The 25,046-nt window shown below is 70.0% G+C and carries 26 protein-coding genes; 15 read left to right on the plus strand and 11 right to left on the minus strand.

Annotated elements, in window-relative coordinates; genetic code table 11:
* Positions 1-2: 2 nt before the first annotated feature.
* Positions 3-539, minus strand: a complete 537-nt coding sequence (locus tag KYX17_RS21120; RefSeq protein ID WP_249223983.1) for a YbhB/YbcL family Raf kinase inhibitor-like protein — start codon at positions 537-539, stop codon at positions 3-5.
* 85 nt (positions 540-624) lie between these two features.
* On the opposite strand from KYX17_RS21120, the gene pyrE reads away from it, so the two are divergent.
* Together pyrE and KYX17_RS21130 are read left to right on the plus strand one after the other, a co-directional pair.
* Positions 625-1,182 (plus strand): orotate phosphoribosyltransferase, encoded by a 558-nt coding sequence (gene pyrE / locus KYX17_RS21125; protein WP_243229325.1) that lies wholly within the window; start codon positions 625-627, stop codon positions 1,180-1,182.
* Positions 1,179-2,081, plus strand: coding sequence for an ROK family protein (locus KYX17_RS21130; RefSeq protein WP_243229327.1), 903 nt, complete (start codon positions 1,179-1,181; stop codon positions 2,079-2,081). The genes pyrE and KYX17_RS21130 overlap by 4 nt, the downstream gene beginning before the upstream one ends.
* Positions 2,082-2,122: 41 nt before the next feature.
* On the opposite strand, the gene KYX17_RS21135 is transcribed toward KYX17_RS21130, so the two are convergent.
* Positions 2,123-3,268, minus strand: coding sequence for a Gfo/Idh/MocA family protein (locus tag KYX17_RS21135; protein ID WP_243229879.1), 1,146 nt, complete (start codon positions 3,266-3,268; stop codon positions 2,123-2,125).
* Between the two features lie 117 nt (positions 3,269-3,385).
* On the opposite strand from KYX17_RS21135, the gene KYX17_RS21140 reads away from it, so the two are divergent.
* Entirely contained in the window at positions 3,386-4,084 is a 699-nt protein-coding gene (locus KYX17_RS21140) for a ThuA domain-containing protein (protein ID WP_374208979.1), read from the plus strand.
* A complete protein-coding gene (locus KYX17_RS21145; RefSeq protein ID WP_243229331.1) occupies positions 4,081-5,160 on the plus strand; it encodes a Gfo/Idh/MocA family protein in 1,080 nt (359 codons plus the stop codon). The genes KYX17_RS21140 and KYX17_RS21145 overlap by 4 nt, the downstream gene beginning before the upstream one ends.
* A gap of 31 nt (positions 5,161-5,191) precedes the next feature.
* Here the strand turns inward: KYX17_RS21145 and KYX17_RS21150 are convergent, their stop codons facing one another.
* Positions 5,192-6,217 (minus strand): LacI family DNA-binding transcriptional regulator, encoded by a 1,026-nt coding sequence (locus KYX17_RS21150; RefSeq protein ID WP_243229333.1) that lies wholly within the window; start codon positions 6,215-6,217, stop codon positions 5,192-5,194.
* A gap of 160 nt (positions 6,218-6,377) precedes the next feature.
* On the opposite strand from KYX17_RS21150, the gene KYX17_RS21155 reads away from it, so the two are divergent.
* The 6 genes from KYX17_RS21155 to KYX17_RS21180 all read left to right on the plus strand — a co-directional run bounded on the left by KYX17_RS21155 (position 6,378) and on the right by KYX17_RS21180 (position 12,646).
* Positions 6,378-7,601 carry an extracellular solute-binding protein gene (locus tag KYX17_RS21155; protein WP_243229334.1) on the plus strand — a complete coding sequence of 408 codons (1,224 nt, stop codon included), beginning with the start codon at positions 6,378-6,380 and terminating at the stop codon, positions 7,599-7,601.
* Positions 7,602-7,666: 65 nt separating this feature from the next.
* Positions 7,667-8,614 (plus strand): carbohydrate ABC transporter permease, encoded by a 948-nt coding sequence (locus KYX17_RS21160; protein ID WP_243229336.1) that lies wholly within the window; start codon positions 7,667-7,669, stop codon positions 8,612-8,614.
* 13 nt (positions 8,615-8,627) lie between these two features.
* On the plus strand, positions 8,628-9,491 hold the full coding sequence (locus tag KYX17_RS21165; protein ID WP_374208980.1) for a carbohydrate ABC transporter permease: 864 nt from the start codon (positions 8,628-8,630) through the stop codon (positions 9,489-9,491).
* A 27-nt stretch (positions 9,492-9,518) separates the two neighbouring features.
* Positions 9,519-10,298: a ThuA domain-containing protein gene (locus KYX17_RS21170; protein ID WP_243229337.1), complete on the plus strand. Its 780-nt coding sequence runs from the start codon at positions 9,519-9,521 to the stop codon at positions 10,296-10,298.
* Complete coding sequence (locus KYX17_RS21175; protein WP_243229339.1) at positions 10,295-11,386, plus strand: Gfo/Idh/MocA family protein; 1,092 nt, start codon at positions 10,295-10,297, stop codon at positions 11,384-11,386. Before KYX17_RS21170 ends, KYX17_RS21175 begins: the two co-directional genes overlap by 4 nt.
* Positions 11,387-11,488: 102 nt before the next feature.
* Positions 11,489-12,646 (plus strand): anhydro-N-acetylmuramic acid kinase, encoded by a 1,158-nt coding sequence (locus KYX17_RS21180; RefSeq protein WP_243229340.1) that lies wholly within the window; start codon positions 11,489-11,491, stop codon positions 12,644-12,646.
* 37 nt (positions 12,647-12,683) lie between these two features.
* On the opposite strand, the gene KYX17_RS21185 is transcribed toward KYX17_RS21180, so the two are convergent.
* The 5 genes from KYX17_RS21185 to KYX17_RS21205 all read right to left on the minus strand — a co-directional run bounded on the left by KYX17_RS21185 (position 12,684) and on the right by KYX17_RS21205 (position 16,952).
* Positions 12,684-12,839 (minus strand): hypothetical protein, encoded by a 156-nt coding sequence (locus KYX17_RS21185; RefSeq protein ID WP_243229341.1) that lies wholly within the window; start codon positions 12,837-12,839, stop codon positions 12,684-12,686.
* Entirely contained in the window at positions 12,836-13,405 is a 570-nt protein-coding gene (locus KYX17_RS21190; RefSeq protein ID WP_243229342.1) for a YdeI family protein, read from the minus strand. The genes KYX17_RS21185 and KYX17_RS21190 overlap by 4 nt, the downstream gene beginning before the upstream one ends.
* A 1-nt stretch (position 13,406) precedes the next feature.
* Positions 13,407-14,186 carry an HAD-IIA family hydrolase gene (locus KYX17_RS21195; RefSeq protein ID WP_243229344.1) on the minus strand — a complete coding sequence of 260 codons (780 nt, stop codon included), beginning with the start codon at positions 14,184-14,186 and terminating at the stop codon, positions 13,407-13,409.
* A 99-nt stretch (positions 14,187-14,285) separates the two neighbouring features.
* Positions 14,286-16,214, minus strand: a complete 1,929-nt coding sequence (locus KYX17_RS21200; RefSeq protein ID WP_243229346.1) for a glycoside hydrolase family 10 protein — start codon at positions 16,212-16,214, stop codon at positions 14,286-14,288.
* 108 nt (positions 16,215-16,322) lie between these two features.
* Positions 16,323-16,952: a metal-dependent transcriptional regulator gene (locus KYX17_RS21205; protein WP_243229349.1), complete on the minus strand. Its 630-nt coding sequence runs from the start codon at positions 16,950-16,952 to the stop codon at positions 16,323-16,325.
* Positions 16,953-16,974: 22 nt separating this feature from the next.
* On the opposite strand from KYX17_RS21205, the gene KYX17_RS21210 reads away from it, so the two are divergent.
* The 4 genes from KYX17_RS21210 (at position 16,975) to KYX17_RS21225 (ending at position 20,672) form a co-directional block, all read left to right on the plus strand.
* Entirely contained in the window at positions 16,975-17,595 is a 621-nt protein-coding gene (locus KYX17_RS21210) for a TrmH family RNA methyltransferase (protein WP_243229351.1), read from the plus strand.
* Between the two features lie 7 nt (positions 17,596-17,602).
* Positions 17,603-18,787 carry a sensor histidine kinase gene (locus KYX17_RS21215; RefSeq protein ID WP_243229352.1) on the plus strand — a complete coding sequence of 395 codons (1,185 nt, stop codon included), beginning with the start codon at positions 17,603-17,605 and terminating at the stop codon, positions 18,785-18,787.
* On the plus strand, positions 18,784-19,440 hold the full coding sequence (locus KYX17_RS21220) for a response regulator transcription factor (protein ID WP_243229354.1): 657 nt from the start codon (positions 18,784-18,786) through the stop codon (positions 19,438-19,440). Before KYX17_RS21215 ends, KYX17_RS21220 begins: the two co-directional genes overlap by 4 nt.
* Before the next feature lie 83 nt (positions 19,441-19,523).
* Positions 19,524-20,672: a hypothetical protein gene (locus tag KYX17_RS21225; RefSeq protein ID WP_243229356.1), complete on the plus strand. Its 1,149-nt coding sequence runs from the start codon at positions 19,524-19,526 to the stop codon at positions 20,670-20,672.
* On the opposite strand, the gene KYX17_RS21230 is transcribed toward KYX17_RS21225, so the two are convergent.
* Both KYX17_RS21230 and KYX17_RS21235 read right to left on the minus strand, forming a co-directional pair.
* On the minus strand, positions 20,673-21,548 hold the full coding sequence (locus KYX17_RS21230; protein WP_243229358.1) for a hypothetical protein: 876 nt from the start codon (positions 21,546-21,548) through the stop codon (positions 20,673-20,675).
* A gap of 40 nt (positions 21,549-21,588) precedes the next feature.
* The gene (locus tag KYX17_RS21235; protein ID WP_243229359.1) at positions 21,589-22,914 is read right to left on the minus strand and encodes an MATE family efflux transporter; all 1,326 of its coding nucleotides are present in this window, start codon (positions 22,912-22,914) and stop codon (positions 21,589-21,591) included.
* Positions 22,915-22,998: 84 nt separating this feature from the next.
* Here KYX17_RS21235 and KYX17_RS21240 point away from each other — a divergent pair, with 84 nt between their 5' ends.
* Entirely contained in the window at positions 22,999-23,547 is a 549-nt protein-coding gene (locus tag KYX17_RS21240) for a DUF1992 domain-containing protein (RefSeq protein WP_243229361.1), read from the plus strand.
* 12 nt (positions 23,548-23,559) lie between these two features.
* Here KYX17_RS21240 and KYX17_RS21245 read toward each other — a convergent pair whose 3' ends face one another.
* Entirely contained in the window at positions 23,560-25,023 is a 1,464-nt protein-coding gene (locus KYX17_RS21245) for a cytosine permease (protein ID WP_243229363.1), read from the minus strand.
* Positions 25,024-25,046 lie beyond the last annotated feature (23 nt).

A 25,046-nucleotide genomic window follows, 5' to 3' on the forward strand; every position in this document is an offset into this window, starting at 1 on the left:
CCTCAGCGCTCGGCGGGGTCGGCGGTGCCGATCAGGATGCCGCGGGCGAGGGTGTGGAAGTGGCGGTTGAAGCCGAGGACCGCCGGCGTCGATCCGTCGGCGATGTCGAGTGTCGGCACATCCAGGGCGTCCACGACGAAGAAGTAGCGGTGCACGCCCGTTCCGGGCGGCGGCGCCGCACCGATGTAGCGCTCGCTGCGCTGCTCGTTGGGCAGGACGCGCGCCGTGCCGGGGAGGGAGGCGGCGGTGCCGTCCCCCGCAGGGAGCGACGTCGTGTCCGCAGGCAGGTCGAACGCCGCCCAGTGCCAGAAGCCCGAGCCGGTCGGGGCATCCGGATCGAAGCAGCTGATCGCGATGCTGCGCGCGCCGGCCGGCGGCTGCGACCACTCCAGCGCGGGAGCGCGGTCCTCGCCGCCGCGGGCCGCGGACCACGCGAACAGCGGCAGGGGGCCGCCGGCGGTGAAATCGGGGCTGGTCAGCTCCAGCGGCGCGACCGGGCGCAGCTCGGCCAGTTCGGCATAGGGATCGAACGAGAACATGGGGCCTCCGGCATCCTTCGCTTCCTCCGTCACGATAGGCGACCCGGGCGGTCACGGCCAGGGGCCGCGCCCTACACTGGATGCCGTGACCCTCGATGCAGACCGCCAGTCCCTGCTCGCCCTCATCACGGATGAGGCGGTGTTCCACGGCGACTTCACCCTCTCCAGCGGCAAGAAGGCGACGTACTACGTCGACATGCGCAAGCTGACCCTCGACCACCGTGCCGCTCCCGCCATCGGACGCATCATGCTGGACCTCATCGCGGACCTCGACGTGACGGCCGTGGGCGGACTGACGCTCGGCGCCGACCCGATCGCGAACTCCGTCATGCACGCGTCCGTCGCGACGGACCGCCCCCTGGACGCCTTCGTCGTGCGCAAGGAGCCCAAGGACCACGGCCGCGGTCGTCAGATCGAGGGCGCGGATGTCTCGGGCAAGCGCGTCGTCGTCCTGGAGGACACCTCCACCACCGGACAGTCCGCGCTCAAGGCTGTGGAGGCGCTGCGCCGGGAGGGCGCGGAGGTCGTCGCCGTCGCCGTGATCGTCGACCGCAAGACCGGTGCGCAGGCCGCGATCGAGGAGGCGGGCCTCGAGTGGCGCGCCGCGTTCGATCTCGACGACCTCGGACTCGACCCGCAGTGACCCGGTACGCGCTGGCCGTCGACGTCGGCGGCACGAAGATGGAGGCCGCGCTCGTCGCCGACGACGGCGCCCTCGTGCGGGGAAGCCGCAGCCGCCGCGCGACGGGCCGCGATGCGACGCCCGCGTCGCTCGACGACGCGATCGCAACGGTGATCGCCCACGCGATCTCCCGCCTCCCCGACGGCGCGGAGCTCGTCGGAGCCGGCATCGGCAGCGCCGGCCCGATCGACCGCAACGCCGGGCAGATCCTCCCCGTGAACATGCCGCAGGTGCGCGGCTACGGTCTCGCCGCGGCCGTGAAGAACACGGCATCCCGCCTCCTGGGACGCGACGTTTCCACGGTGTTCGGTCACGACGGCGGGGCGCTGGCGCTCGCCGAATCCTGGCTCGGAGCGACCCGCGACGCGCGGGCGTCGCTCTCGATCGTCGTGTCGACAGGGGTCGGCGGAGGGTTCGTCGTGAACGGCGCGTACATCCCCGGTGCCACGGGCAACGCCGGACACCTCGGGCAGGTCCGCCGCGAGGGCGGGCTCACGCTGGAGGAGATCGCCTCCGGGCCGGCCAGTGCGGCGTGGGCGCAGACCCAGGGCTGGACTGGAGCGACGGGAGAGGACCTCGCCCGCGACGCCGCAGCCGGAGACGCCACCGCACGGGCCGCGATCGAGCGGTCGGCGACGGCGGTCGGCCAGGCGCTCGCGGATGCCGCGACGCTCGTCGACCTCGACATCGTCGCGATCGGCGGCGGGTTCTCCCGCGTCTCCGACGACTACATCGACCTCGTCCAGGCCGCCCTCACCGGCAGCGCCGCGCACGAGTACTCCCGCCGTACGCGCGTCGTGCGCTCGGGGCTCGGCGACGAGGGGCCGCTCATCGGCGCCGCCGCATTCGTGCTGCGTTAGTCAGCGCGCGGGAGCGTAGGAACGGCGCTGTGCAGAGCGTCTCAGCCGCCGACCGGGGTCCAGGCGCTTCCGGCCGCGGAACTGCGCTCCACGGCATCCAGAACGCGCTGCACGTGCAGCGCGTCGGCGAACGACGGCCGGGGCTGGGTCCCGTCGGAGACGGCCTGGACGAAGTCGACCACCTGGTGACTGAAGCCGTGCTCATAGCCGAGCATGTGGCCGGTCGGCCACCAGGACCCGGTGTACGGGTGCTCGTGCTCGGTGACGAGGATGCGCCGGAATCCCTGTTCGAGGTCCGGTGACGTGGCGTCGTAGAACTCGAGCTCGTTCATGCGCTCCATGTCGAAGGACAGTGCGCCGAGGGAACCGGAGATCTCGAACCGGAAAGCGTTCTTGCGGCCGGTGCGGAAGCGCGTCGCCTCGAACGATCCGAGCGCGCCGTTCTCGAAGCGGCCGTGGAACAGGGCGACGTCGTCCACCGTGACCGGGCCGCGTTCGGCCGAAGCCGTCCCGCTGAGCCCGACTCCCTCGCCGAGCAGCGGGCGCTCGGGGACGATCGTCTCGAGCACGCCCGACACGCTCGAGAGCCGGATGCCTGTGACGTACTCGACCATGTCGATCGCGTGCGCGCCGATGTCGCCGAGCGAGCCCGATCCGGCACGCTCCTTCTGCAGGCGCCAGGTCAGCGGAGCCTCGGCGTCCGTCAGCCAGTCCTGCAGGTACTCGGCCCTGATCTGGCGGATCTCGCCCAGGCGCCCGTCGGCGACCAGCCGGCGAGCGAACACGGCGGCCGGGACGCGGCGGTACGTGAAGCCGACCATCGACCGGATGCCGCTTGCGGCCGCGTCCTCGGCGGCGGCGGTCATCTCCTCGGCCTCGGCGACGCTGTTGGCGAGCGGCTTCTCGCAGATCACGTGCTTGCCGGCGCGCAGCGCCGCCAGGGCGATCTCGGCGTGCGTGTCACCCGGGGTGACGATGTCGACGACGTCCACGTCCTCGCGCTGCACGGCGTCCTGCCAGTCGGTCGACGTCTGCGACCAGCCCCATTGCGCCGCGGCGGCTTCGGTCTTCGCGGCATCCCTGCCCACGAGCAGATGCATCTCGGGCCGGAGAGGCAGATCGAAGAATCGCGGAGCCGTCCGCCATCCCTGAGAATGGGCTGCTCCCATGAATCCGTGACCGATCATCGCGACGCGCATGACTCATTGTCTCCTTCGACGGGTTCCCCTTAAAAGTTGTTTCTGGCAACATATATCGTGGACGACGCGATGTCCAGATCGGCGTCGATCGGCAGAAGGAGAACTGTGAGCAGCACGCGTTCAGCCCTCATCGTGCGCGGAGGATGGGACGGGCATCATCCCGTCGAGGCGACGGACCTGTTCGTCCCGTTCCTGAAGGACAGCGGATACGACGTCAGGATCGAGGACGGCCCGGCCGTGTACGCGGATGCCGGGGTGATGGCGGGCGTGGACCTCATCGTGCAGAGCAACACCATGAGCACGATCGAGCACGACCAGCTGGTCGGCCTGCGATCCGCGATCGAGGCCGGCACCGGGATGGCGGGATGGCACGGCGGCATCGCCGACTCGTACCGCAGCAGCTCGGACTACCTGCAGCTCATCGGCGGCCAGTTCGCGACGCATCCGGGACGGCATCCCGACGAGCGCCCCGGGGGCGAGCGCGACAACTACCTGCGCTACACCGTGGAGGTGACCGACCTCGGCCGATCCCACGAGATCATGGCCGGCATCGAGGACTTCGAACTGGAGACCGAGCAGTACTGGGTGCTGCACGACGACCTCATCGACGTTCTGGCCACGACGACGCACCCCGTGCAGCCGTACCATCCGTGGCACCGTCCGATCGTCTCGCCGGCCGTGTGGACGCGGCTGTGGGGCGAGGGGCGCATCTTCGTCGCGACCCCCGGGCACTCGGTCGACATCCTGCAGGACCCGAACGTCCGGACGATCATCGAGCGGGGGATGCTGTGGGCGAGCCGATGAAGTCGCTGAAGGTCGGGATCATCGGATGCGGCAACATCGCCGCTCAGTACCTCGACACCTTCTCCCGGCTGAGCAGCGTCGAGCTCGTCGCGGTCGCTGACCTCGTTCCCGAGCGCGCCGCCGAGGTCGCGGCACGCGTGCCCGGCGTGCGTGCGCTCGGTATCGACGAACTGCTCGCGGATCCCGACGTCCAGCTCGTCGTGAACCTGACGATCCCCGCCGCGCACGCGGAGGTCGCCCAGCGCGCGATCGCCGCCGGCAAGGACGTCTACACCGAGAAGCCGCTGACCGCGGACATCCCGTCGGCCGTCGCCCTGCTCGACGCGGCCACCGCCGCGGGGGTCTGGGTCGGGAGCGCGCCGGACACGGTTCTCGGCACCGGCGTCCAGACCGCGCGCAAGGCGATCGACGACGGACTCGTGGGCCGGCCGATCTCCGCGACCGCCACCATGATGACGCCGGGTCATGAGCGCTGGCATCCCCATCCGGACTTCTACTACCTGCCCGGCGGAGGGCCGCTGCTGGACATGGGACCGTACTACGTGTCGGCGCTGATCCAGCTGCTCGGGCCGGTCGTCAGCGTGCTCGGCGCGGCGAGCCGTACGCGGGACACGCGCGTGATCGGTTCGGGGGCGCGATCCGGTGAGAGCATCCCCGTCGAGGTCGCGACGCACGTCACCGGGGTGCTCACGCATGCCTCCGGCGCCCTGTCGACGCTGGTGATGTCGTTCGACGCCGTCGCCACGAAGGCCTCGAGCATCGAGGTGCACGGCGAGCAGGGGTCGCTCGTCGTCCCCGACCCGAACAACTTCGCCGGAGACGTGCAGCTGAAGGCGCTGGGTGATGAGGGGTGGGCGACGCTCCCGGTCTCGGCCGGCTACGTGGACGCCGGTCGCGGCGTCGGAATCCACGACCGCGCCGTGACGGGGGCGGACGGAGCGCGCGCGTCGGGCGCGGTGGGATTCCACTCGCTGGAGGTCATGGTGTCGGTGCTGCGCTCGGCGGAGGAAGGCCGGTCGGTGGCCATCGAGAGCACGTGCGAGCGGCCGGCTCCCGTGCCGCTGTCGGAGATCTGACGCGGGCGGCGGAGATCCTGTCCGGGCGGCGTCAGTCGCCCGGACGAACCCGCACCAGCGTCGCCCCCGGCTGCATCTCGCAGGCGAGCAGGACGGCCGGCGGCTCAGCGCCCGCGTTCTCGATGCGCTCGATGATCGCGTCGACTCCCAGTCTCCCGAGCTCTTCGCCCGGGGTGCGCATGAAGCTCAGCGGCGGGTCCGCCATCCCGGCCATGTTGGCCGACGAGCCGATCGAGATGATCGACACGTCGTCGGGGACGCGGCGGCCGGCATCCCGCAGGCCCATCACGATGCCCGGAGCGGCATGCTCGTTCATGACGACGAGCGCCGTCAGCTCCGGGTGCTCGGTGATCAGCGTCCGCCCGAGTCGTCGTCCGTCCAGCGAGTTCTCCGCGCACGGCACGATCAGGGGCTTTCTGACACCGCGCCGGGCCATCTCGGTGCGGAAGCAGGCGCGTGAGCGCTCGGCCGCACCGTGGTCCTCGAGGTGCAGGTCTCCCCAGTTGCCGGTGACGAAGGCGATCCGCCGGTGTCCGAGCCCGTCGAGCGCTGCGACCGCCTCCGACATGGAGGCCTCGAAATCGACGTCGACGAACGTGAGTCCTGCGGTGTCCCTGGTGCGGCCGATGAGGGCGAACGGCGTGGTCCCCGGCCGCAGCGCCTCGACGCGGGCGTCCTCCAGTTGGACCTCCATGAGCAGCACACCGTCGACGAGACCCGTGTTCGCCAGTGCGGCGGCCTCGCCCGCGTCATTGCTGATCGGCCACAGCACGAGGTTGCGCCCCAGCTCCTGGGCGCGGGCGGCCGCGCTGGTGAAGAAGCCCATCACGGAGCCCGTCGCCGGCCGCTGCAGCGCCGGATACAGCAGCGCGATGATGTTCGTCCGCCCGCGTGCGAGCGCGGCGCCCACCGGATTTCGCCGGTAGCCGAGCTCTCGCATGGCGGTCTCGACGCGCTCGCGGGTGGCCGCCGAGATGGGCTTCGCGCCGCTCAGCACGAAGGACACCGTCGCGATCGAGACGCCCGCGCGCTTCGCGACGTCGTTCATGGTGACCATCGGGCTCCCCTTCGGCCGAACTTGTTGACAACAACAACTTATCGATCCATACTCGTTCCCACCGAGAGTTTAAACGCTTTAACGATGGCCGTCCGAGGGCGCACCGAAGCCCCGCACGGTTCCATCCGCTGTACCCGCATCTCATACGAAGGAGTCAATGATGCGCACTCGACGCAAGCTGCTCACGGCCGCCGCCGCTCTCACCGTCGTCCCGCTCGCCCTCGCCGGCTGCAGCGGCAGCGGCGCGGGAGGATCGTCAGGTGGGGACCCGAAGACCATCACGATCCTCGACTACTACAACAACGAACCCGACAAGGGACTGGTCCAGGAGCTCCTCGACCAGTGCGCCGCCGACCTCGGTCTCACCATCGAACGAGAGTCGGTGCCGGGCAAGGACCTCATCCAGAAGGTTCTGCAGCGTGCGTCCTCCAAGACGCTGCCCGACGTGCTCATGCTCGACAACCCCGACGTCCAGGAGATCGCGGCCAGCGGGGCCCTCGCACCGCTGAGCGACTTCGACGTGGACACGTCCGGGTACATCGACGGCATCATCGAGGCGGCGACCTACGAGGGCGAGGTGTACGGCCTCGCGCCGGCCGTGAACACGCTGGGTCTGTTCTACAACGTCGACATCCTCGAGGCTGCGGGCATCGAGCCGCCGACGACGTGGGCGGAGCTGAAGGAGGCCGCGGCCGCCCTGACCGTCGGAGACCAGTACGGGATGGCCTTCTCCGCCATCGCGACCTACGAGGGGACCTGGCAGTTCCTGCCGTTCATGTGGACGAACGGCGGGGAGGAGACCGACCTGCAGACTCCTGAGAACGCCGAAGCCCTGCAGCTGTGGGTCGACCTCGTGAACGACGGCTCCGCGTCTCAGAGCGTCATCAACTGGAGCCAGGGCGACGTCAAGGACCAGTTCGCCGCAGGCAAGGCGGCGATGATGATCAACGGCCCGTGGAACATTCCCGCCCTCAACGAGACCGACGTGAACTGGGCGACCGTGCAGGTGCCCGTGAACGAGGAAGGCCAGACGCCCGTCGCGCCGCTGGGAGGCGAGGTGTGGACGGTTCCCCAGACGGGGGATGCCGAGAAGCAGGCGAACGCGGCGGAGTTCGTGCAGTGCATGGGCAGCGACGAGATCGCCCTCCAGGCGGCGGAGACGCGCTTCACGGTCCCGACCCGCGCCGACGTGATCCCGGAGTTCACGGAGAAGGTGCCGACGATGGCGGCGTTCGCCGAACAGGTCGTCAATGCGCGCTCGCGCACGGGCCAGCTCGGCGAGGAATGGCCGACGCAGGCGACCGTCATCTACAACGCCATCCAGCTCGCGCTGACCGGCAAGGCGACGCCCGACGAGGCGTTCGAGCAGGCCGCCGAGGGCTGAGCCCGAATCCGACGCCCCGCGGCGGCGCTCCTGCGTCGCCGCGGGCATCCGGAAGGGAGATCGAGATGACGACCACAGCCACCGCGGAACCCCGAGCCGCCACCGCCGCACCGCCGTCGACGCCGCGTCGGCGCCGCATCCGCCGCGAGAGCCTCGTCAAGGCGCTGTTCGTGGTGCCCGCCGCCCTCTACATCGTGCTGTTCTTCGGCTACCCGGTCGTGAAGAACCTCACGATGAGCTTCCAGGAGTACACGACCAGGACCTTCTTCACCGGCGAGGCCCCGTGGGTGGGCCTGCAGAACTACATCACGGTCGTCAGCAGCAACCTGTTCTGGCCCGCGATGACGAACACGGCGCTGTTCACGATCGGCTCGATCGCCGGGCAGTTCGTGATCGGGCTCGCGCTCGCAGTCTTCTTCCACCGTCGCTTCCCGCTCAGCGGGTTCCTTCGGGCGATGCTGCTGCTGCCCTGGCTGCTCCCCCTGATCGTCGCCAGCGCCACATGGCGTTCGATCCTGGATCAGGACAGCGGGATCCTGAACGCGTTCCTCGCCCAACTGGGCATCGGCGCCGTTCCCTGGCTGACCAGCCCGGATGTCGCGCTGCTGAGCGTCATCCTGGTGAACATCTGGATCGGCATACCGTTCAACGTGACCATCCTGTACGGCGGCCTGCAGGACATCCCCGAAGAGCTGTACGAGGCGGCGTCCCTGGACGGGGCGACCGGCTGGAAGGCGTTCTGGCACATCACGCTGCCCAACCTGCGTCCGGTCATCAACGTCGTGCTCGTGCTCGGGGTCGTCTACACCCTGAAGGTCATCGACATCATCCTCGGCCTCACCGGCGGCGGTCCGGCCAACGCGACCCAGACCGTCGCCATCCGGTCGTACCAGACCTCGTTCATCGACTTCGAGTTCGGGGTCGGGGCCGCCTTCAGCAACATCCTGATCCTGATCTCCCTGGTCTTCGCCGTGGTGTATCTCCGCGGCAACCGCAAGGCCGTGGACGAGTAGAAGGGAATCGCACATGACCACCATGGCCATCGTCACCGGCGACGCCGCTGCCGCGCGTCGTGCGCAGCGCCGCTCCGGGAAGAACCTCGTCTACACGGTGCTGGGGATCGTCTTCCTCGCGATCATGCTCTTCCCCGTCTACTGGATGATCAACGCGTCCCTGCAGCCGTCGGGGAACACGCTCACCGCGACGCTCTTCCCGCTGAATCCCAGCTTCGCCGGGTACGAGAAGGCGATCGCGGATCAGGGCGCCAATCTGATCACGAGCCTGATCATCTCGATCGGCACGGTCATCCTGAGCCTCGCGATCGCGGCGCCCGCCGCATACGCTCTCGCGCAGTTCCGGTACCGCTGGATCAACGTCGCGCTGCTCGCCGTGCTGATCGCGCAGATGATCCCCGGCATCGTGATCGCGAACGCCCTGTACGCCGCGTACAACGACCTCGGCATCCTCAACACCATCCCCGGGCTCATCCTCGCCGACGCCACCTCGGCGATCCCGTTCTCGATCATGATCCTGCGCGCCTTCATGATGAGTGTGCCCGCATCGATCATCGAGGCGGCCCGCGTGGACGGCGCAGGCCACTTCCGGGCCTTCTGGTCGATCGTGCTGCCGGTCGCCAGGAACTCCCTCATCACGGCCGGTCTGTTCGCGTTCCTGTTCTCCTGGAGCGACTTCCTGTTCGCTCTCACCCTGACCACCACCGAGGACATCACTCCCGTGACGCTCGGCATCTACCAATACCTCGGCACGCAGGTGGCCAACTGGAGCGCCGTCATGGCCACCGCGGTGCTGTCGTCGATCCCGGCGATCCTGCTGCTCGTGCTCGCGCAGCGTTACATCGCGGCCGGAGCGACCGGAGGCGCCGTCAAATGACAGAAGAAACCACAGCAAGGAGCATCCATGACTGAGACAGCCACCCCCATCCGCGTCGTCGTGTGGGGCGAGAACCGCCACGAGCAGGTCGAGCAGAAGGTGCGCGACATCTACCCCGACGGCATGCACGCCACGATCAAGGAGGGCATCGAGGAGAACCTCGGCGCGCGGGCCGTCGTCACCACAGTGACGCTCGACGACCCCGAGCACGGTCTCACCGAGGAGCTGCTCGCGGGCACCGACGTGCTGGTCTGGTGGGGGCATGCCGCGCACTCCGAGGTCGCAGACGAGATCGTCGAGCGCGTGCACCGGCACGTGCTCGAGGGCATGGGACTGCTCGTCCTGCATTCCGGACACTGGTCGAAGATCTTCGGCAAGCTCATGGGCACCACCTGCACGCTGCGCTGGCGGTCCAAGGACGACCGCGAGATCGTGTGGACGGTGGATCCGACGCATCCGATCGCGCAGGGCATCCCGCACCCGTTCATCATCCCGGCGCAGGAGATGTACGGCGAGTTCTTCGACGTGCCCGCACCTGATGAGCTCGTGTTCCTGTCGACCTTCACGGGGGGCGAGGTGTTCCGCAGCGGCATGACGTACCGCCGCGGATTCGGCAGGATCTTCTACTTCAGCCCGGGGGACCAGGACTATCCCGTCTACCACCAGGCCGAGGTGCGCAAGGTCATCTCCAACGGCGTGGAGTGGGCCAGGACGCTGCGACCGGAGCGCACGATCCCCGTGCTCCTGCGCTACGAGCGCGAGGACTTCTACAACGGCCAGGGATATCAGGGGGCGATGCAGCGATGAGCTTCCGTGCCGTCGGCGGCGATCGGCCGCTGCGCCTCGTGCAGGTCGGCGCCGGAGGCATGGGCAGAGCATGGCTGCGCACGATCGCCGCCGACCCGGATGTCGAGCTGGTCGGCCTCGTGGACCTCGATCTGGACGCCGCCCGCGCGGCGCTCGACGATGCGCGCCTCTCCGGCGTCGAGATCGGACGCAACACGGCGGAGGTCGCGAGGGCCACGGCGGCGGACGCCGTCGTGAACGTCACGGTGCCGGAGGCGCATCTGGTGGTGAACACCGAGGCGCTGGATGCCGGGTTGCCCGTGCTGTGCGAGAAACCGGCCGCACCCACGGTCGCCACGGCCATGGTGCAGGCCGCGATCGCCGAGGCATCCGGAGAACTCCTCATGATCAGCCAGTCGCGACGCTATTTCCCCGCTCTTCATGCGCTGCGCAGGGAGGTGAAGGGGCTCGGGGCGATCGGCACCGTGCGCACGGACTTCTTCAAGGCTCCGCACTTCGGCGGCTTCCGCGAGCGGATGCCGCACGTGCTGCTGGTGGACATGGCGATCCACGCGTTCGACGCCGCCCGCTTCCTCATCGACGCGGAGCCGGTGTCGGTGTACTGCGAGGAGTTCAATCCGGAGTGGAGCTGGTACGAGGGCGCGGCGAACGCGGCGGCGGTGTTCGAGTTCGACGGCGGCATCCGCTACGTGTACAACGGCAGCTGGTGCGCACCGGGGCTCGAGACGTCCTGGAACGGGTCGTGGCGCGTGAGCGCCGCCCACGGGTCGGCGGAATGGGACGGCGACGGGCCGCCGGTCGTCCACCGGCCCGAGGCTGGGGGAGCCGTGCCGGTTCCGCTGGAGACGGGAGCCCAGGAGATCGCGGGGTCGCTCGCGGCCTTCGTCGCCGCGCTGCGCACGGGCCGGCGTCCCGACGGTGCGGCCTCCGAGAACCTGCGCAGCCTCGCCATGGTGCAGGCCGCCGTGCAGTCGGCCGAGACCGGGCAGCGGGTGCGGATCGACGATGTGATCGAGAAGGCGCGGCAGGAAGCGCTCGAGGCGACCGACCGCGACGATGTGCGGTCGGCGCTGCGCGCACGGGGCTGAAGGCTCTGAACGCGTCCGTCCGGCCTTCGGCCGCACGCCCGTTCTGTCAGGGGTCCTGACAAATCCGTCGTACGCTCGTAGGAGACGACGGAAGGACGGCGGATGCGCGTACTCGGACTGCTCTCGGGAACCTCGCACGATGGGATCGACGTCGCCGTGGTCGACTTCGCGGAATCCGGGGGACGCCTTCAGGGCCGCGTGCTGCACGAGGACAGCATTCCCTACGCGCCGGAGCTGCGCGCGCGGCTGGTCGCGGCCCTCCCGCCCGCGCCGACCACGCTCGCTGAGGTCTGCGAACTGGACACCTTGATCGGTCAGGCCTTCGCCGAGGTCGCCGCGTCCGCCGCCGCGGCCGTCGGAGGAGTGGACGCGATCTGCAGCCACGGACAGACCGTGTTCCACTGGGTCGACGGCGACCACGCGCGCGGGACGCTGCAGATCGGCCAGCCGGCGTGGATCGCCGAGCGCGTCGGGGCCCCGGTCGTCTCGGACGTGCGCATCCGCGACATCACAGCGGGAGGACACGGTGCACCGCTGGTCTCGTTCCTCGACGAACTGCTGCTGAGGGGGCGGTCGGGTGTCTCGGCGGCGCTGAACCTCGGCGGGATCGCCAACATCACGGTCGTCGGAGACGGCGCGGTGTCGGCCTATGACATCGGCCCCGCGAACGCGCTGGTGGACGCCGTCGTGACGGCCGAGAGACTGAACGATCTCGGCTACGACGAGAACGCCGCCATCGCCAGGTCCGGCCGGGTCGACCGGGCGCTGCTCGATGCGCTTCTGGCCGATCCGTACTACGGGCTCGCCGCGCCCAAGAGCACAGGCAAGGAGCACTTCCACCTCGCCTACGTGCGTGAGGCCGTCGACGGTCAGGGGCGCGACATCCCGGTCGAGGACGTGGTGCGCACGCTCACGGAGCTGACGGTGTGCACGGTCGCTCAGGACGTTCGGCGAGCCGGCATCGGCTTCCTCGCCGTCTCGGGAGGCGGATGCCGGAACCCGCTCATCCTTGAGGGGCTGCGCGAGGCGCTCCCGGAGGTCGAGGTCGTCCTCGCGGATGAGCTGGGCGCGTCCGCCGACGCCAAGGAGGCGATCCTGTTCTCGCTCATCGGCTGGTGCACGATGCACGGCGTCCCCGCCGTCGTCCCCGGCGGGACGGGAGCGCGGGAGCCGCGCATCCTCGGGACCATCACGCCGGGCAGCGGGCCGCTGCGCATGCCGGAGCCGGTCGCGACGCTTCGCGGCCTGACCCTGGCCTGAGCCGCTCAGTCATCCGCCCTGTGGACGCGCGGTCGCCTCAGCGTCGGGGCTTGTCGTCGTCGTCCCAGGGGCCCTCGTACCACTCTCCGCGATCGTCGCGCTTGGGTCGGCGCAGCAGCTGCACCGCCAGGAGCGCGAGCGACGAGATCCCGATGAGGATCAGCACGAGGAAGAGCATGTCGCTCTGGTTCACGGCCGTCTCCCTTCCGCGGCATCCGCCACGATCTTCGCGATGCGGGCCGAGCGGGTCTCCGGCCGCTTCGCCATCGCGATGTGCGTCAGCCCGAGCTTCTTCACCGACTTCGGGAACGCGTCCCAGTGCTCGCGCGCGGCGGGGACGGCATCCAGCGCGGCCGCGAGCTCATCCGGCTCGATCCCGGCCTCCGGTCCGTCCAGCACGGTCCACGCGCCGTTCGCCTTCGCGACCTCGATCGCCCGGATGCCGGCGGGTGCCAGCATCCCCGCGGCGTCGAGCTCGGCGATGCGGGCCTTGTTGGTCGCGGCCCAGCCGCTCGACGGCCGCCGTGGCGAGAACCACTGGCCGACCGTGTCGTCGTCGAAGGTGCGCACCGGGCCGTCGATCCAGCCGAAGCACAGCGCCTGCCGGACGGCGTCCTCGTAGCCGACGCCGTCGGTGCGCGTTCCCCGGACGCTCAGCAGCCACACGCCGACCGGGCGGCCGTGATGCTCCTCGAGCCAGGAGCGCCAGGCCGCGGCATCCGCAGCGCGGATGCGTTCCCCGTCGTCGAGGGCGCCCATGTCAGCCCTCGGGGAGCAGGTCCGCGACCGAGTTCACGACCTCGTCCGGGCGGAACGGGTACTTCTCGATCTCGGCCGTGTCGCTGATGCCGGTGAGCACGAGGACGGTGTGCAGGCCCGCCTCGATGCCAGCGACGACGTCGGTGTCCATCCGATCGCCGATCATGCCGGTGCGCTTGGAGTGGGCGCCGATCTTGTTCAGCGCCGAACGGAACATCATCGGGTTGGGCTTGCCGACGACGTAGGGCTCCTTGCCCGTCGCCTTCGTGATGAGGGCCGCGATCGCCCCGGTCGCCGGCAGCGGGCCGTCGGCGCTCGGCCCGGTCGCGTCGGGGTTCGTGACGATGAACCGCGCCCCGCCGTTGATGAGACGGATGGCCTTCGTGATGGCCTCGAACGAGTAGTTGCGGGTCTCGCCGACGACGACGAAATCCGGGGAGGTCTCGGTCATGACGAATCCGGCCTCGTGCAGGGCCGTGAGGATGCCGGCCTCGCCGATGACGAAGGCCGAGCCGCCGGGTACCTGCTGCTGGAGGAAGGATGCCGTGGCCAGTGCCGAGGTCCAGATGCGGTCCTCGGGCACTGTCAGACCGCTCGCGCGCAGGCGCGCGGAGAGGTCGCGGGCCGTGAAGATCGAGTTGTTGGTCAGCACGAGGTACGGGGTGCCGGAGGCCTCCCAGCCCGCGAGCAGCTCAGCGGCGCCCGGGATGGCGTCGTTCTCGTGGACGAGCACGCCGTCCATGTCGGTGAGCCAGCATTCGATCTCGGAGCGTTCTGCCATGAGGCCAGCCTAGACGTGCGAGCCGGCGCGAACGTCCGGGGAACGGACCGCCGCCCGCCCCCGGTGACCCGGGGACGAGCGGCGGTACTGCGGGCGATGTCAGCCGCGCGGTGCCTTGCACACGTTGCCGTTGCCGTGCCCGTGTCCTGCGCCGTTGCCCTTGTCGTGTCCCTTGGCCTTCCCGTTCCCGCCACCGGGGTGGGTCGACGGCTCGGCCGCTTCCACGGCGTCGCTCTGCACGGATGCCGCGTCGAGCGCGGTGACGACCCAGGTCGCATCCGGGTCGGAGTCCGCCGGGATCGTGTACTCGAACCTGCTCTCGCCTCCCGCCCAGATGCGGTCGACGAGCGTACCCGGCGCCGCCACGACCTCTTCCGCGGAGCCCGTTCCCGCGTACACCGCGAAGAAGCGCGCATCGCCGCACTGGGCCCACGAAAGCGTGGAGCCGTCCGTGGTGACGCTGCCCGGCGCCGCGACGTCGCCGTCCGACAGCCAGGGCTTGGCGGGTGTCAGCGTCGGGTACGAGAACGCCTCGTCCTTGAGCAGCTCGATCGCCTCGTTCTTGGCCTGGTGGCGCGGCTGGAGCGCCGGTGCGACCGTCGACAGGTCCGTCGGGCGCATGTCGTTGTAGCTGAACAGGACGCTGCCGTCGATGCCGTCGAGCTTCTGGTTGAAGCGGATCTGGTTCGGCACCTCCTGCGGGTTCATCCACGCCGCCTCGAACCCGCCGTTGTTCACGTGCTTGTAGAGGGCGTGACCGGTGTAGATCTGCGTACGGCTGTCGGCGGTCGTGCCGCTCCACCACTCGGCGAGCTCGCCGTAGGGTGCGGCTCCCTGATCGAAGCTCCAGTAGATCTGCGGCGTCAGATAGTCGACCAGCTCGTCCTGGACCCATCCCCGGGTATCGGCGAAGATCGAGGAGCTGTAGCTCTGCGAGGACGTGATCGGCGTGTGCGATCCGGCCGGGTCGAGCTCGATGTGCTCCCAGATCCCGAACGGGCTCACTCCGAACTGGACCGCGGTGCCCGCCGCCTCGTTGTGCGCCGTGATCGCGTCGCCGACCTCGGTGATCAGGCCGGTCACGTTGTCGCGACGCCACTGCTCGATGCCGGCCTTCGAGTCCTCGTATCCCGCGGAGAGGCCGTACTGCTCGAACGTGGCGCGGTCCTCACCGGCCTCGCCGAAGAAGACGTTCACGCCGTTGACGGTGATCCGGTACGGGTAGAAGTAGTCGTCGAAGTGGATCGCGTCGACGTCGTAGTCCTCGATGATCTCAGCCACGGATGCCGCGACGTAGTCCCGCACCTCCGGACGGCCGGGGTCGAGGAACAGCTTCTCGTCGAACGACAGCACCAGTTCCGGATGCTGCACGGCGAAGTTCTCGTCGGCGAGGATGCCCGCAGTGTTGAGCGCCGCGATGTACTCCGGCGTGCTCAGCGCCTGCACCTGTTCGGCGGTCATTCCCAGCGCCGAGAGGATCGTGGATGCCGTCATCTTGGTGTTGGTCACGCGGTACGGGTTGAGCCAGGCGTGGTACTCCATGCCGCGTTCGTGCGTCGCCTCCACCATGTGCGCGAGCGGGTCGTATCCGGGGTCGGTGCCCTGCGGACCGCCGAGGAACTCCGACCACGGATTGATCTCCGAGGGGTAGTACGCGTCGAGCAGCGGGCGCACCTGGAAGATCACGGAGTTCATGTTCCACATCTCGAAGTCGTCGAGCACCGCGTCGTACTTCGCGGCGAAGTCGGCCTCGCCGGTCGGCTTCCCGAAGTTCAGGTTCCCGATCGTCGCCACCCACGCGCTGGAGAATCGACGGGGCTGTTCGACGAGGTCGCTGGGGATCGAGACCTGCGTTCCCGAACCAGGGTAGGTCTCGACCGGGGTCGTGCCGTAGCCGAACGTGCCATCGGCGTTCTTGACGTACTTGTAGAGCGGATCCTCCGTCGCATCGGCCGTCGCGGCGGCGGCCGTCGGTGCGGCGATCATCAGCAGGGCGGCTGCGGCCGCAGCCAGGGGGCGTCTCTTCATCGAGTCCTCACTCCATCGATTGTGACAAGGATTTTCACAGTCTTGCACATCGGTGGAAACGATTGTCGGGCACGCCGACGCGTGTGTCGCGCAGTCGCTGCGTGTTGACTATCGACTGAGCCAGATGGCGTGCGCTGCGTCGTCGAGTTGGAGTTCCGCGGTGCCGACCGTCAGGCTCGCATCGCCGACGCGGACCTCCGCCCCGACATCGAGGCCGGCGGCTTCCAGCGATCGCAGCAGCTCGGGATCGCGATCGTCGACGCGGAGCACCCGACCGACATGTCCGACCGGTGCATCCGCCAGCAGGACGAAGGGCACCCGCTCGACGACGCCCTCGGCATCCGGGATCGCATCGCCGTGCGGGTCGAATCGCGGCCGGCCGAGCCGCTCGTCGATGCCCTCCAGCAGGCGATCGCTGATGGTGTGCTCGAGCACCTCGGCCTCGTCGTGCACTTCGTCCCACGCGTAGCCGAACTCCTGCACGAGCCAGGTCTCGATCAGCCGGTGGCGGCGCACCATCGACAGGGCGCGGGCGAGTCCCGCATCCGTCAGACGCACGGCGCCGTAGGGCACGTGCGAGACGAGGCCGGCTGCTGCGAGCTTCTTGACCATCTCGGTCACGCTCGAGGGCGCGATGCCCAGCTTCGCCGCCAGCTGCGACGGGGTGATCGGGGCGTCCTGCCACTCGGTGTGCGCGTACACCGTCTTCAGGTAATCGTCTGCCGCGGGGGATGCCACGCCTCCAGACTACGCTGGCGGGGTGAGCGAGACCCCCGAGCGCAGCACCCATGGCGTCGGCCCCTGGAAGGGCGAGTGGCCCGACTCGGACCAATACGACCCGGAGCTGCTCGAGCACGGAGACACGCGCAACGTCATCGACCGGTATCGCTACTGGCGCATGGAGGCGATCGTCGCCGACCTCGACACGAAGCGGCACTCGTTCCACGTGGCGATCGAGAACTGGCAGCACGACATGAACATCGGCTCCATCGTCCGCAGCGCCAACGCGTTCCTCGCCGACACCGTGCACATCATCGGGCGCAGGCGCTGGAACAAGCGCGGCGCCATGGTCACCGACCGCTACCAGCATGTCGTGCATCACGAGGACGTCGCCTCGTTCGCGGCCTGGGCCACGGATGCCGGACTGCCGATCATCGCGGTGGACAACGTCGGCGAGGCGGTCCCGGTGGATCGCGCCGACCTGCCGGAACGGTGCGTCTTCCTGTTCGGTCAGGAGGGGCCGGGGCTCACCGACGAGGCGCTCGCTGCGGCATCCGCGCATATCGAGATCACCCAGTACGGCTCGACCCGATCGATCAACGCGTCGGCCGCAGGCGCCGTGGTCATGTACGAGTGGTGCCGGCGGTACGCCGGGGGATGAGCGGGTCATGACGGACCAGCGGGCCAGACGAGACGCGCCGCGTGCGTGGCAGCGACTCGACGTGATCACGACCGCGGTGCTCGCCGCGGTCCTGCTGCCGGCGACCGTCGCCGCGCTCGCGCAGCCGCCTGGGCTCACCGGGCTGCTGCTGGGCACGGCCATCGCCCTGTTCGCCCTGCTGCACGTGCTGTCCTTCGTCGCGATACGCCATCCGCTCGCGGCCTTCATCGTCGCCAGCGCGCTGATGCTCGCTCTGGCGCTCATCCCCGTCGGCGGCGTGAATACGGCCGTGATGTACCCGTCGGGGATCGCCTACCTGCTCGTGCTCGGTCAGGTGTCGCTGCAGTGCGATCGTCGGCACAGCGTCGCGGCGCTCGCGGTGGGCGTCGTCGGCGCCATCGTCATCGTGCTGACGACCCCAGGGCTGGAGAATCCGCTGTGGCAGCTGGGCGGATTCATCGGGCTGGCGGCGGCGGTCTCGGCGGCGTGGGCGCTGGGCCTGCTGCAACGGCTGCGCAGAGCGCGCGCGGAGGACGAGCTCCGAACGCGCACGCAGCGAGCGGTGTCGGAGGAGCGGGAGCGGATCAACCGGGATCTCCATGATCTCGTCGCCCACGCGACGACGGTGATGATCGCCCAGGCCGAGGTCGCCAGGGCATTCCTGCGGGAGGCCCCCGAGACGAGCGAGCGGGCGCTCGGTGTCGTCGTCGACACGGGGCGGGAGGCTCTGCGCGGCATGCGCGTGATCGTCGCCGACGATCCCGGTCGCGATCCCGCTCCGGATCTCGACGCGGTGCGCGCGCTGGTCGAGAGCGCACGTAGCCCGCGGGCGCTCGTCGACCTCGAGGAGAGCGGGGCGGTCGGAGAGCTCGAACCGGTGGTCGTGCTCGCGCTGCACCACGTGGTGCGCGAGGCTCTGACGAACGCCCTACGGCACACCGAGCCGCCGGTGCGGGTGACGGTCGTGCTGGACTGGCGCGCGACGACGCTGGTCGCGACCATCCGCGACGACGGCGGCGCCGGACGCCGGCCGAACGATCTGGGCACCGGTGTCGGGCTGATCGGCCTCGCCGAACGGGTGCGTCTGGCCGGCGGCGCACTGTCGGCCGATGCCGAAGCGGAGGGCTGGAAGGTCAGGGCCGAGCTGCCCCGCGCTGACGACGCAGCACCGACGGGGAAGGACAGGTCATGACGATCCGAGTGCTCCTGGCCGACGACCAGGACCTGCTGCGCGAGGCGCTCGCGATGATGCTCGGCCGCGACGAGCGGCTGGAGATCGTCGGCTCGGTGCGTTCGGGCGACGAGGCGATCGCGTTCGTACGCGCCCAGGCCGTCGACGTCGTCCTGATGGACGTGCGGATGCCGGGGACCGATGGCATTGCGGCCACGGCCGAGGTGCTGCGTCTGCGACCGCAGACGCGCGTGCTGGTGCTGACGACGTTCGATCTCGACGAGTACGTGTTCGCGGCGGTGCGCGCAGGAGCCAGCGGGTTCCTCACGAAGGACGCCGCACCGCAGCAGGTGGCGGACGCGGTGGTGGCCGTCGCGCAGGGCGAACCGGTGCTGGGCGAGCGGGCGTTGCAGGCCATGATCGGCTTCGTGCGGGACGGGTCTCCGGCTCCGGATGCCCAGGAAGCGCTGTCCGTGCTCAGTCCGCGCGAACAGGAGGTCGTGCATCTGCTCGCCGGCGGAGCGTCCAACGACGACATCGCGCGGGCGCTGTTCCTGTCGGCGAACACCGTCAAGACCCATGTCAAGGCCGTGCTCGCGAAGCTCGGTCTGCCCGACCGGGTCCACGTCGTGATCTGGGCGTACGAGAACGGAGTGCTCCGGCCGGGGGACTGAGCCGGAGAAGTCACCCGCACGGGTGACCGCGGTCGCCTCCGCGGGCGATGCGGGTGAACCGCGCGCGTTCTTAGCGTGAGGGCATGTCGAATCGAATCCGCTCTCTGCTCCTGGCCGCCGCCGTCCTCGGCGGAGCTGCGATCGCCGCCGTGACGCTGCTCCGGCTGCTCGCCCCCGATTCCGTCTCCTGGACGGACGATCTCGCTCCCACCTCCCTCGTTCGTCTCGGCGGAACGACCGTCGAGAGCGTCATGGTCCTGTGCGGGGCGCTCGGTGCCGTCGCGGTCGCCGTGCTCGCCGCCACGACTCCGCGCGCGACGACATCGGGCGCCCTGCGCGTCGTCGGTCTGCTCGCCGCGGCGATCGTCGCCTTCGGCACACCGGGTGGCGTGATCCCCGCCGCCGGGTACACGTTCGCGCTGCTCGTGCCCGTCGGCATCGTCGTGACGGTCGCGCTGCTCGCCGTCCGGCGCCCGTGGGTCGGCGTGCCTGTGGCGCTTCTGGTGATCGCGGCCGCCGTGCACGCCGCGGCGAACCTCGAAGGGACATCGCTCGTGCCGAGCATCCTGGCCGCCATGGTGGGCATCCTTCCGTCGATGCTCATGTCGTTGGCGCACGCGCTGACGGCGGCGGCGCTGCTGGCCTGGGTCATCGGAGCCAACGTCGATGCCAGGGGAGCCTTCGCACGCGGGGTGCTGCGGCACCGCGCGGCGATCACCGTCGTGGCCGCGCTGTGCGCCGTCCCCTACACGTTCGCCCGTGTGACGTGGCTCACTCCGTGGCCGATGTTCGGCGGCAGCGCCGAGATGTTCGACGAGTCGCCCGGCACGCAGTTGACCGGGCTGATGCTCGGATCCGCGATCCTCTTCGGGGGAGTGCTGACGCTGGGCCTCATCCGTCCCTGGGGTGAGCGGTTCCCCCGCTGGATGGCCGGTCTCGGCGGGCGCGTCGTCCCGCCAGCGCTGGCGATCCTCCCGGCGAGCTTCGTCAGCGTGCTGTTCACCGCCGGCGGCGTCGAGTTCGCGGCCGAAGGACTCGGATCTCCGTCTGGCACCGTCGACACGCTCTACGTGATGGCGATGTTCCCGTTCTGGCTCTGGGGTCCGCTGCTCGGGCTGGCGGCTTGGGCCTACGCGATGCACCGCTCCGCCCCGGTCGCTGCGGAGGCGGATGCCGCGGCGCACGCCCGCGCGATGGCTCACCTGGCCGAGATGGAGAGCCGGGAGGCGTGATCAGGACGAGGCCCGCCCCAGCCGGGCGCGCAGCCGGACGTCCGCACCGGCGGTGACCTGAACGCCGTGGATGCGGACACCGCGCAGGCCGGCCTCCTCCGCGTTGAGATCGAACGTCTTCCCGGTCGCATCGCGGAGGTGCCTGCGGGCGAAGAACAGGCCGAAGGCCATGACCGGGTTGCCGCTGCCGACCCGCAGATCGCGCAGAGTGAGGACGCCATCGCTCGAGATGCCGACCCGAGCCGTCGCGTGAGCCGATGCGGACAGGAGCTTCCAGCGGGCCGCCCCGCGAGCCCGCAGCCGGATGCCGTCGGCACCGTCCTGCCGGACGTCCAGGTCCAGACGCCTGAGACGCATGCCGGCGGACGCCAGTCCGGGCTCGAGCACCGATCGGATCAACGGCGTGATGTCGGCGGTGCGGATCGACAGGTCCACGCTGCCGCGCATGCCGGTGCCGTCCTCGGCGACCTGCAGGTCGTGACGGCTCCGCTCGATCCCGGGGAGAGTGGGACTCGCGTACACCAGCCAGGTGATCGGCGCGTCGGAGAGCCGGACATCGATGAGGAGCGGGATATCGGAGATGCGCATCGGCTGCGCGGTCACCCGGATCGAGCGGGCGACGCCGCTGCTGCTGTGCACGACGACGGGCTCCGTGGTGGGTGCCGGAACCGGTGCATGATCGGCGAAGCGCAGATCCACCGCCGTGTCGGTCGCATCGATGACGAGCGATTCCAGATCGTTGCCGAGGAGCGCGGCCGTGACACGGATGCGCTCGAGCCCGGCGGCGACGACTTCGCCGCCCGGGGTCAGCGCGACCGCGCGGATCCAGTCGACGACGGCATCCGCATCTCGTGGCCATTCCGGCGAGGGGTTCATGCCGCCATCCTCGCGCACCCAGCGCCGAGGGGGCGACTCGTCACACGGCCGCGGTGAGCCAGCGTCCTGTCCGCACGCGCCAGCCGAGGGTGGCGAGACGCGCGAGCAGGTACACGCCGAAGAAGGCGACGGCCAGCCATGTCACGCCCGCCGTGTCATCGACGCCGGTGGCGGCGATGATCCACAGTGCGGGCAGGAACGGCACGAGGTTCAGACCGCCGGCGATCGCGAGATAGCGGGCATCCCCGGCGCCCATCAGCACGCCGTCGAGCACGAAGACGATGCCCGCCACGGGCTGCGCGATCGCCAGGACGATGAGTGCGGGCTGGATGAGCGCGGCGACGTCGGCGTCTCCCGTGAACGCGAGCCCGATGACGCCCGACAGTGCGGCGATCACGCCTCCCACGATCACGCCGAACCAGGCACCCCACGCCACGGTCCTCGCCAGCACGCGCTTGACCGTGCGTTCGTCGCCGGCTCCGAGTCCCTTCCCGATGAGCGCCTGCGCTGCGATGGCCAGGGCGTCCAGGGCGAAGGCGGCCGCGGAGAAGATCGTGAACACGACCTGCCAGCCGGCGAGCTCGGTCGTGCCGATGCCGGTCGCGACGCCCACGGTCGCCAACAGCGCGACGCGCAGGCTCACGGTGCGCAGGAACAGCCACCCGCCCGAGCGCGCCGAACCCCGCACGCCGTCGCGCTGCGGCCGGACGGACGCCTCGTGGCGCTTCGCGAGGCGCCCGACGACCAGGACGTAGGCCGCCACCATGCCCCACTGCGCGGTCACGGTGCCGGCGGCGGATCCGGCGATGCCCCAGCCCCAGCCGTAGATGAACAGCCAGTTCAGCAGGGCGTTGGCGGCGAAGCCCAGGCCGGCGATCCACAGCGGGGTCATGGTGTCCTGCATGCCGCGCAGGAGCCCTGTCGCGGCGAAGACGATGAGCATCGCGGGCAGGCCCCACATCGAGATGGCGAGGTACGTGTCCGCCTGCTCGGCCACGGCGTCGGACGCGCCGAACAGCGACACCAGCCATGGGGAGGACATGGCGCCGGCAGCCGCGAGCACGGCCCCGAGGCCGAGCGCCAGCCACATCCCGTCGATCCCGACCGACACCGCGTTCTTCGGGTCGCCGGCGCCGAAGCGCCGCGCCACGGCGGGCGTCGTGGAGTACGCGAGGAAGACCATCAGGCCCACGATCGTCTGCAGCACGGCGCTCGCGATCCCGAGGCCGGCCAGCGGAGTGGTGCCCAGATGCCCGACGAGCGCGGCATCCACCATGAGGAAGGCCGGTTCGGCGACGAGGGCGCCGAGGGCCGGCACGGCGAGGCGCAGGATCTCCCGGTTGAGGGAGGCGGCGCGGGCGTTCACCCCTCGAGCCTATGGGGTGAGCTGCGCTGCGCGGGTCCTGCGGCTGCGTCGTAGGCTGGGAGAGGCAGCATCCGGAGGTGGACGATGAACGATCCCCGTGGAGACGCGGCCCGGTACCGGGCCGCGCAGACCGACAAGCCCGATGCCGAGGCCGCCCCGGCTCCGACACAGCTCACCGCCGAGAACAAGCATCAGTTCGTCGAGACCGCGATCCAGGTCGCCATCCGCCGCGGCGAGTTCGACGACCTTCCTGGGGCGGGGAAGCCGATCGAGGGACTCGGCACGCACCACGATCCGGACTGGTGGATCCGGCGCAAGATCGAGACCGAGAACCTCACCGGACTCGGTCCTCCCGCCCTCATGCTGCGCGTCGAGGACCGCGAGCTCGACGACCGGCTGGATGCGCTCGGCCGTGAGAGCGACGTCCGCGACGTGCTGGAGGACTTCAACCGGCGCGTGATCGACGCGCGCCGACAGCTCTCCGGAGGGCCTCCGGTCGTCACCCGCACGCGGGACGTGGATGCCGAGATCGCGGCCTGGCGGGAGCGACGCGAGACGATCCGCCGTGAGACCGAGGCTGAGGCCCCCGTCCCGGCCGCGCGCGAGCGGCGCCGCTGGTTCCGGCGGCGCTGAGCGCGAAGGCTCTCACGCGATCTGCGCGCGCACCGTCCTGCCGGCCAGCAGAGCGTAGAGGCCGATGGAGACGAGCAGGCCGACGGGAACGGACAGATCGAGTCCGCCGATGCCCGCACCCCACGGACCGACCCAGACCGTGGTCGACAGGAACATCGCGGTGGCGAAGCCGCCCGCCACCACCGAGACGAGTCCTGCGACGCCGAATCCGCCGAGGTACCAGAACATGCCGCCCGGCCGCTCATCGAACAGGTCGTCCCCGTCGTAGCGGTTGCGGCGCAGCACGATGTCGGCGACGTAGACGCCCATCGTCGGCACCGAGATGATCAGCAGGAACTGCAGCATCAGGTTGACGGCGCTGATCAGGTCGGATGCGAGCACGAGCACGATCGTGAACGCGCAGCCGAGCGCCCCGATGAGGATCGCCGAGGGGATGCGCCGGATCGGGACCCCGATCGACTGCAGCGCCATGCTCGCCGTGTAGGTGGTCATGCCGTTCAGCGAGATGCAGTTCACCAGGACGCCGAGCACGAACAGCGGGGCGAGCCAGACCGGCAGGTTCTCCAGCAGCGAGTACTCGATGCCGTTCGCGAGACTCTCCGGTCCGACCGTGCCTCCCAGCACGACGCCGAAGGCGGTGATCAGCACGGCGGGGAAGAGCTGTCCCAGCGAGGTCGCGCCGATGATGCCGGATGCCCTCGTGTCACGCGGCAGGTAGCGGGCCATATCGGCGCTGTTGCTGAACGACAGCGGCGACGACGCCATCAGCGCGAACGCGATCGTGACGCTCGCCCACAGCGGCAGGCCGCTGAGCGGCTCGGGCTGCGTGAAGCCCCAGTCCAGGGCCGGGGCGATGAAGCCGATGACGAGCGCGAAGATCACGAACAGCCCGATCGAGATGCCCATGTACGCCTTCAGGATCAGCGCGTGCCCGTACACGGCGACGAGCACGGTGATCGCCGAGACCACGACGGCCACCAGGATCGAGGCCAGGACCGGGTCGGGGAACCCCCAGCGCACCAGCAGCTCGCCCCCGATGAACGAGGCGGCCACCCAGTTCAGGGCGAGGAACACCCCGGAGATGAACCAGCCGTAGAACGCGATGACGATCTTGTTGCCGTGGATGCCGTAGATCGCGCGCTGGATCACCGAGCCGGACGTCCCGGCGGCGGGCCCGGAGATCGCGACGATCCCCGGCAGCAGCGCCAGCGTGCTCGAGGCGAGGATGACGAGCAGCGCCTGCCAGATCTCGAGGCCGAGCACCAGCGTCATCGACGCGCCGACGGTGATGTTCAGCACGCTGACGCCGGGCGCGGACCAGACGAAGAACAGATCACGGGCTCTGCCGTGACGCTCGCCGTCTTGAATGAGCTCGATGCCCCGGGTCTCCGGGGTGTTCGGCGCGTCGACGAACTCGGGCTCTGATTCCGGGGCGGCACCGGTGCGGAGGGAGGGGAGGGCGGATGCTTCGGACATGGCGGTCCTTCCAGAGGGGGCAC

Source organism: Microbacterium sp. CIAB417 (assembly GCF_022788845.1).

Coding starts and splice junctions, on each gene's coding strand:
- KYX17_RS21120 (WP_249223983.1), bottom strand. CDS start 539: ATGTTCTCGTTCGATCCCTATGCCGAACTGGCCGAGCTGCGCCCGGTC.
- KYX17_RS21135 (WP_243229879.1), bottom strand. CDS start 3,268: ATGATCGGTCACGGATTCATGGGAGCAGCCCATTCTCAGGGATGGCGG.
- KYX17_RS21145 (WP_243229331.1), top strand. CDS start 4,081: ATGAAGTCGCTGAAGGTCGGGATCATCGGATGCGGCAACATCGCCGCT.
- KYX17_RS21150 (WP_243229333.1), bottom strand. CDS start 6,217: ATGGTCACCATGAACGACGTCGCGAAGCGCGCGGGCGTCTCGATCGCG.
- KYX17_RS21155 (WP_243229334.1), top strand. CDS start 6,378: ATGCGCACTCGACGCAAGCTGCTCACGGCCGCCGCCGCTCTCACCGTC.
- KYX17_RS21160 (WP_243229336.1), top strand. CDS start 7,667: ATGACGACCACAGCCACCGCGGAACCCCGAGCCGCCACCGCCGCACCG.
- KYX17_RS21165 (WP_374208980.1), top strand. CDS start 8,628: ATGACCACCATGGCCATCGTCACCGGCGACGCCGCTGCCGCGCGTCGT.
- KYX17_RS21170 (WP_243229337.1), top strand. CDS start 9,519: ATGACTGAGACAGCCACCCCCATCCGCGTCGTCGTGTGGGGCGAGAAC.
- KYX17_RS21175 (WP_243229339.1), top strand. CDS start 10,295: ATGAGCTTCCGTGCCGTCGGCGGCGATCGGCCGCTGCGCCTCGTGCAG.
- KYX17_RS21180 (WP_243229340.1), top strand. CDS start 11,489: ATGCGCGTACTCGGACTGCTCTCGGGAACCTCGCACGATGGGATCGAC.
- KYX17_RS21190 (WP_243229342.1), bottom strand. CDS start 13,405: ATGGGCGCCCTCGACGACGGGGAACGCATCCGCGCTGCGGATGCCGCG.
- KYX17_RS21195 (WP_243229344.1), bottom strand. CDS start 14,186: ATGGCAGAACGCTCCGAGATCGAATGCTGGCTCACCGACATGGACGGC.
- KYX17_RS21200 (WP_243229346.1), bottom strand. CDS start 16,214: ATGAAGAGACGCCCCCTGGCTGCGGCCGCAGCCGCCCTGCTGATGATC.
- KYX17_RS21215 (WP_243229352.1), top strand. CDS start 17,603: ATGACGGACCAGCGGGCCAGACGAGACGCGCCGCGTGCGTGGCAGCGA.
- KYX17_RS21220 (WP_243229354.1), top strand. CDS start 18,784: ATGACGATCCGAGTGCTCCTGGCCGACGACCAGGACCTGCTGCGCGAG.
- KYX17_RS21225 (WP_243229356.1), top strand. CDS start 19,524: ATGTCGAATCGAATCCGCTCTCTGCTCCTGGCCGCCGCCGTCCTCGGC.
- KYX17_RS21230 (WP_243229358.1), bottom strand. CDS start 21,548: ATGAACCCCTCGCCGGAATGGCCACGAGATGCGGATGCCGTCGTCGAC.
- KYX17_RS21240 (WP_243229361.1), top strand. CDS start 22,999: ATGAACGATCCCCGTGGAGACGCGGCCCGGTACCGGGCCGCGCAGACC.
- KYX17_RS21245 (WP_243229363.1), bottom strand. CDS start 25,023: ATGTCCGAAGCATCCGCCCTCCCCTCCCTCCGCACCGGTGCCGCCCCG.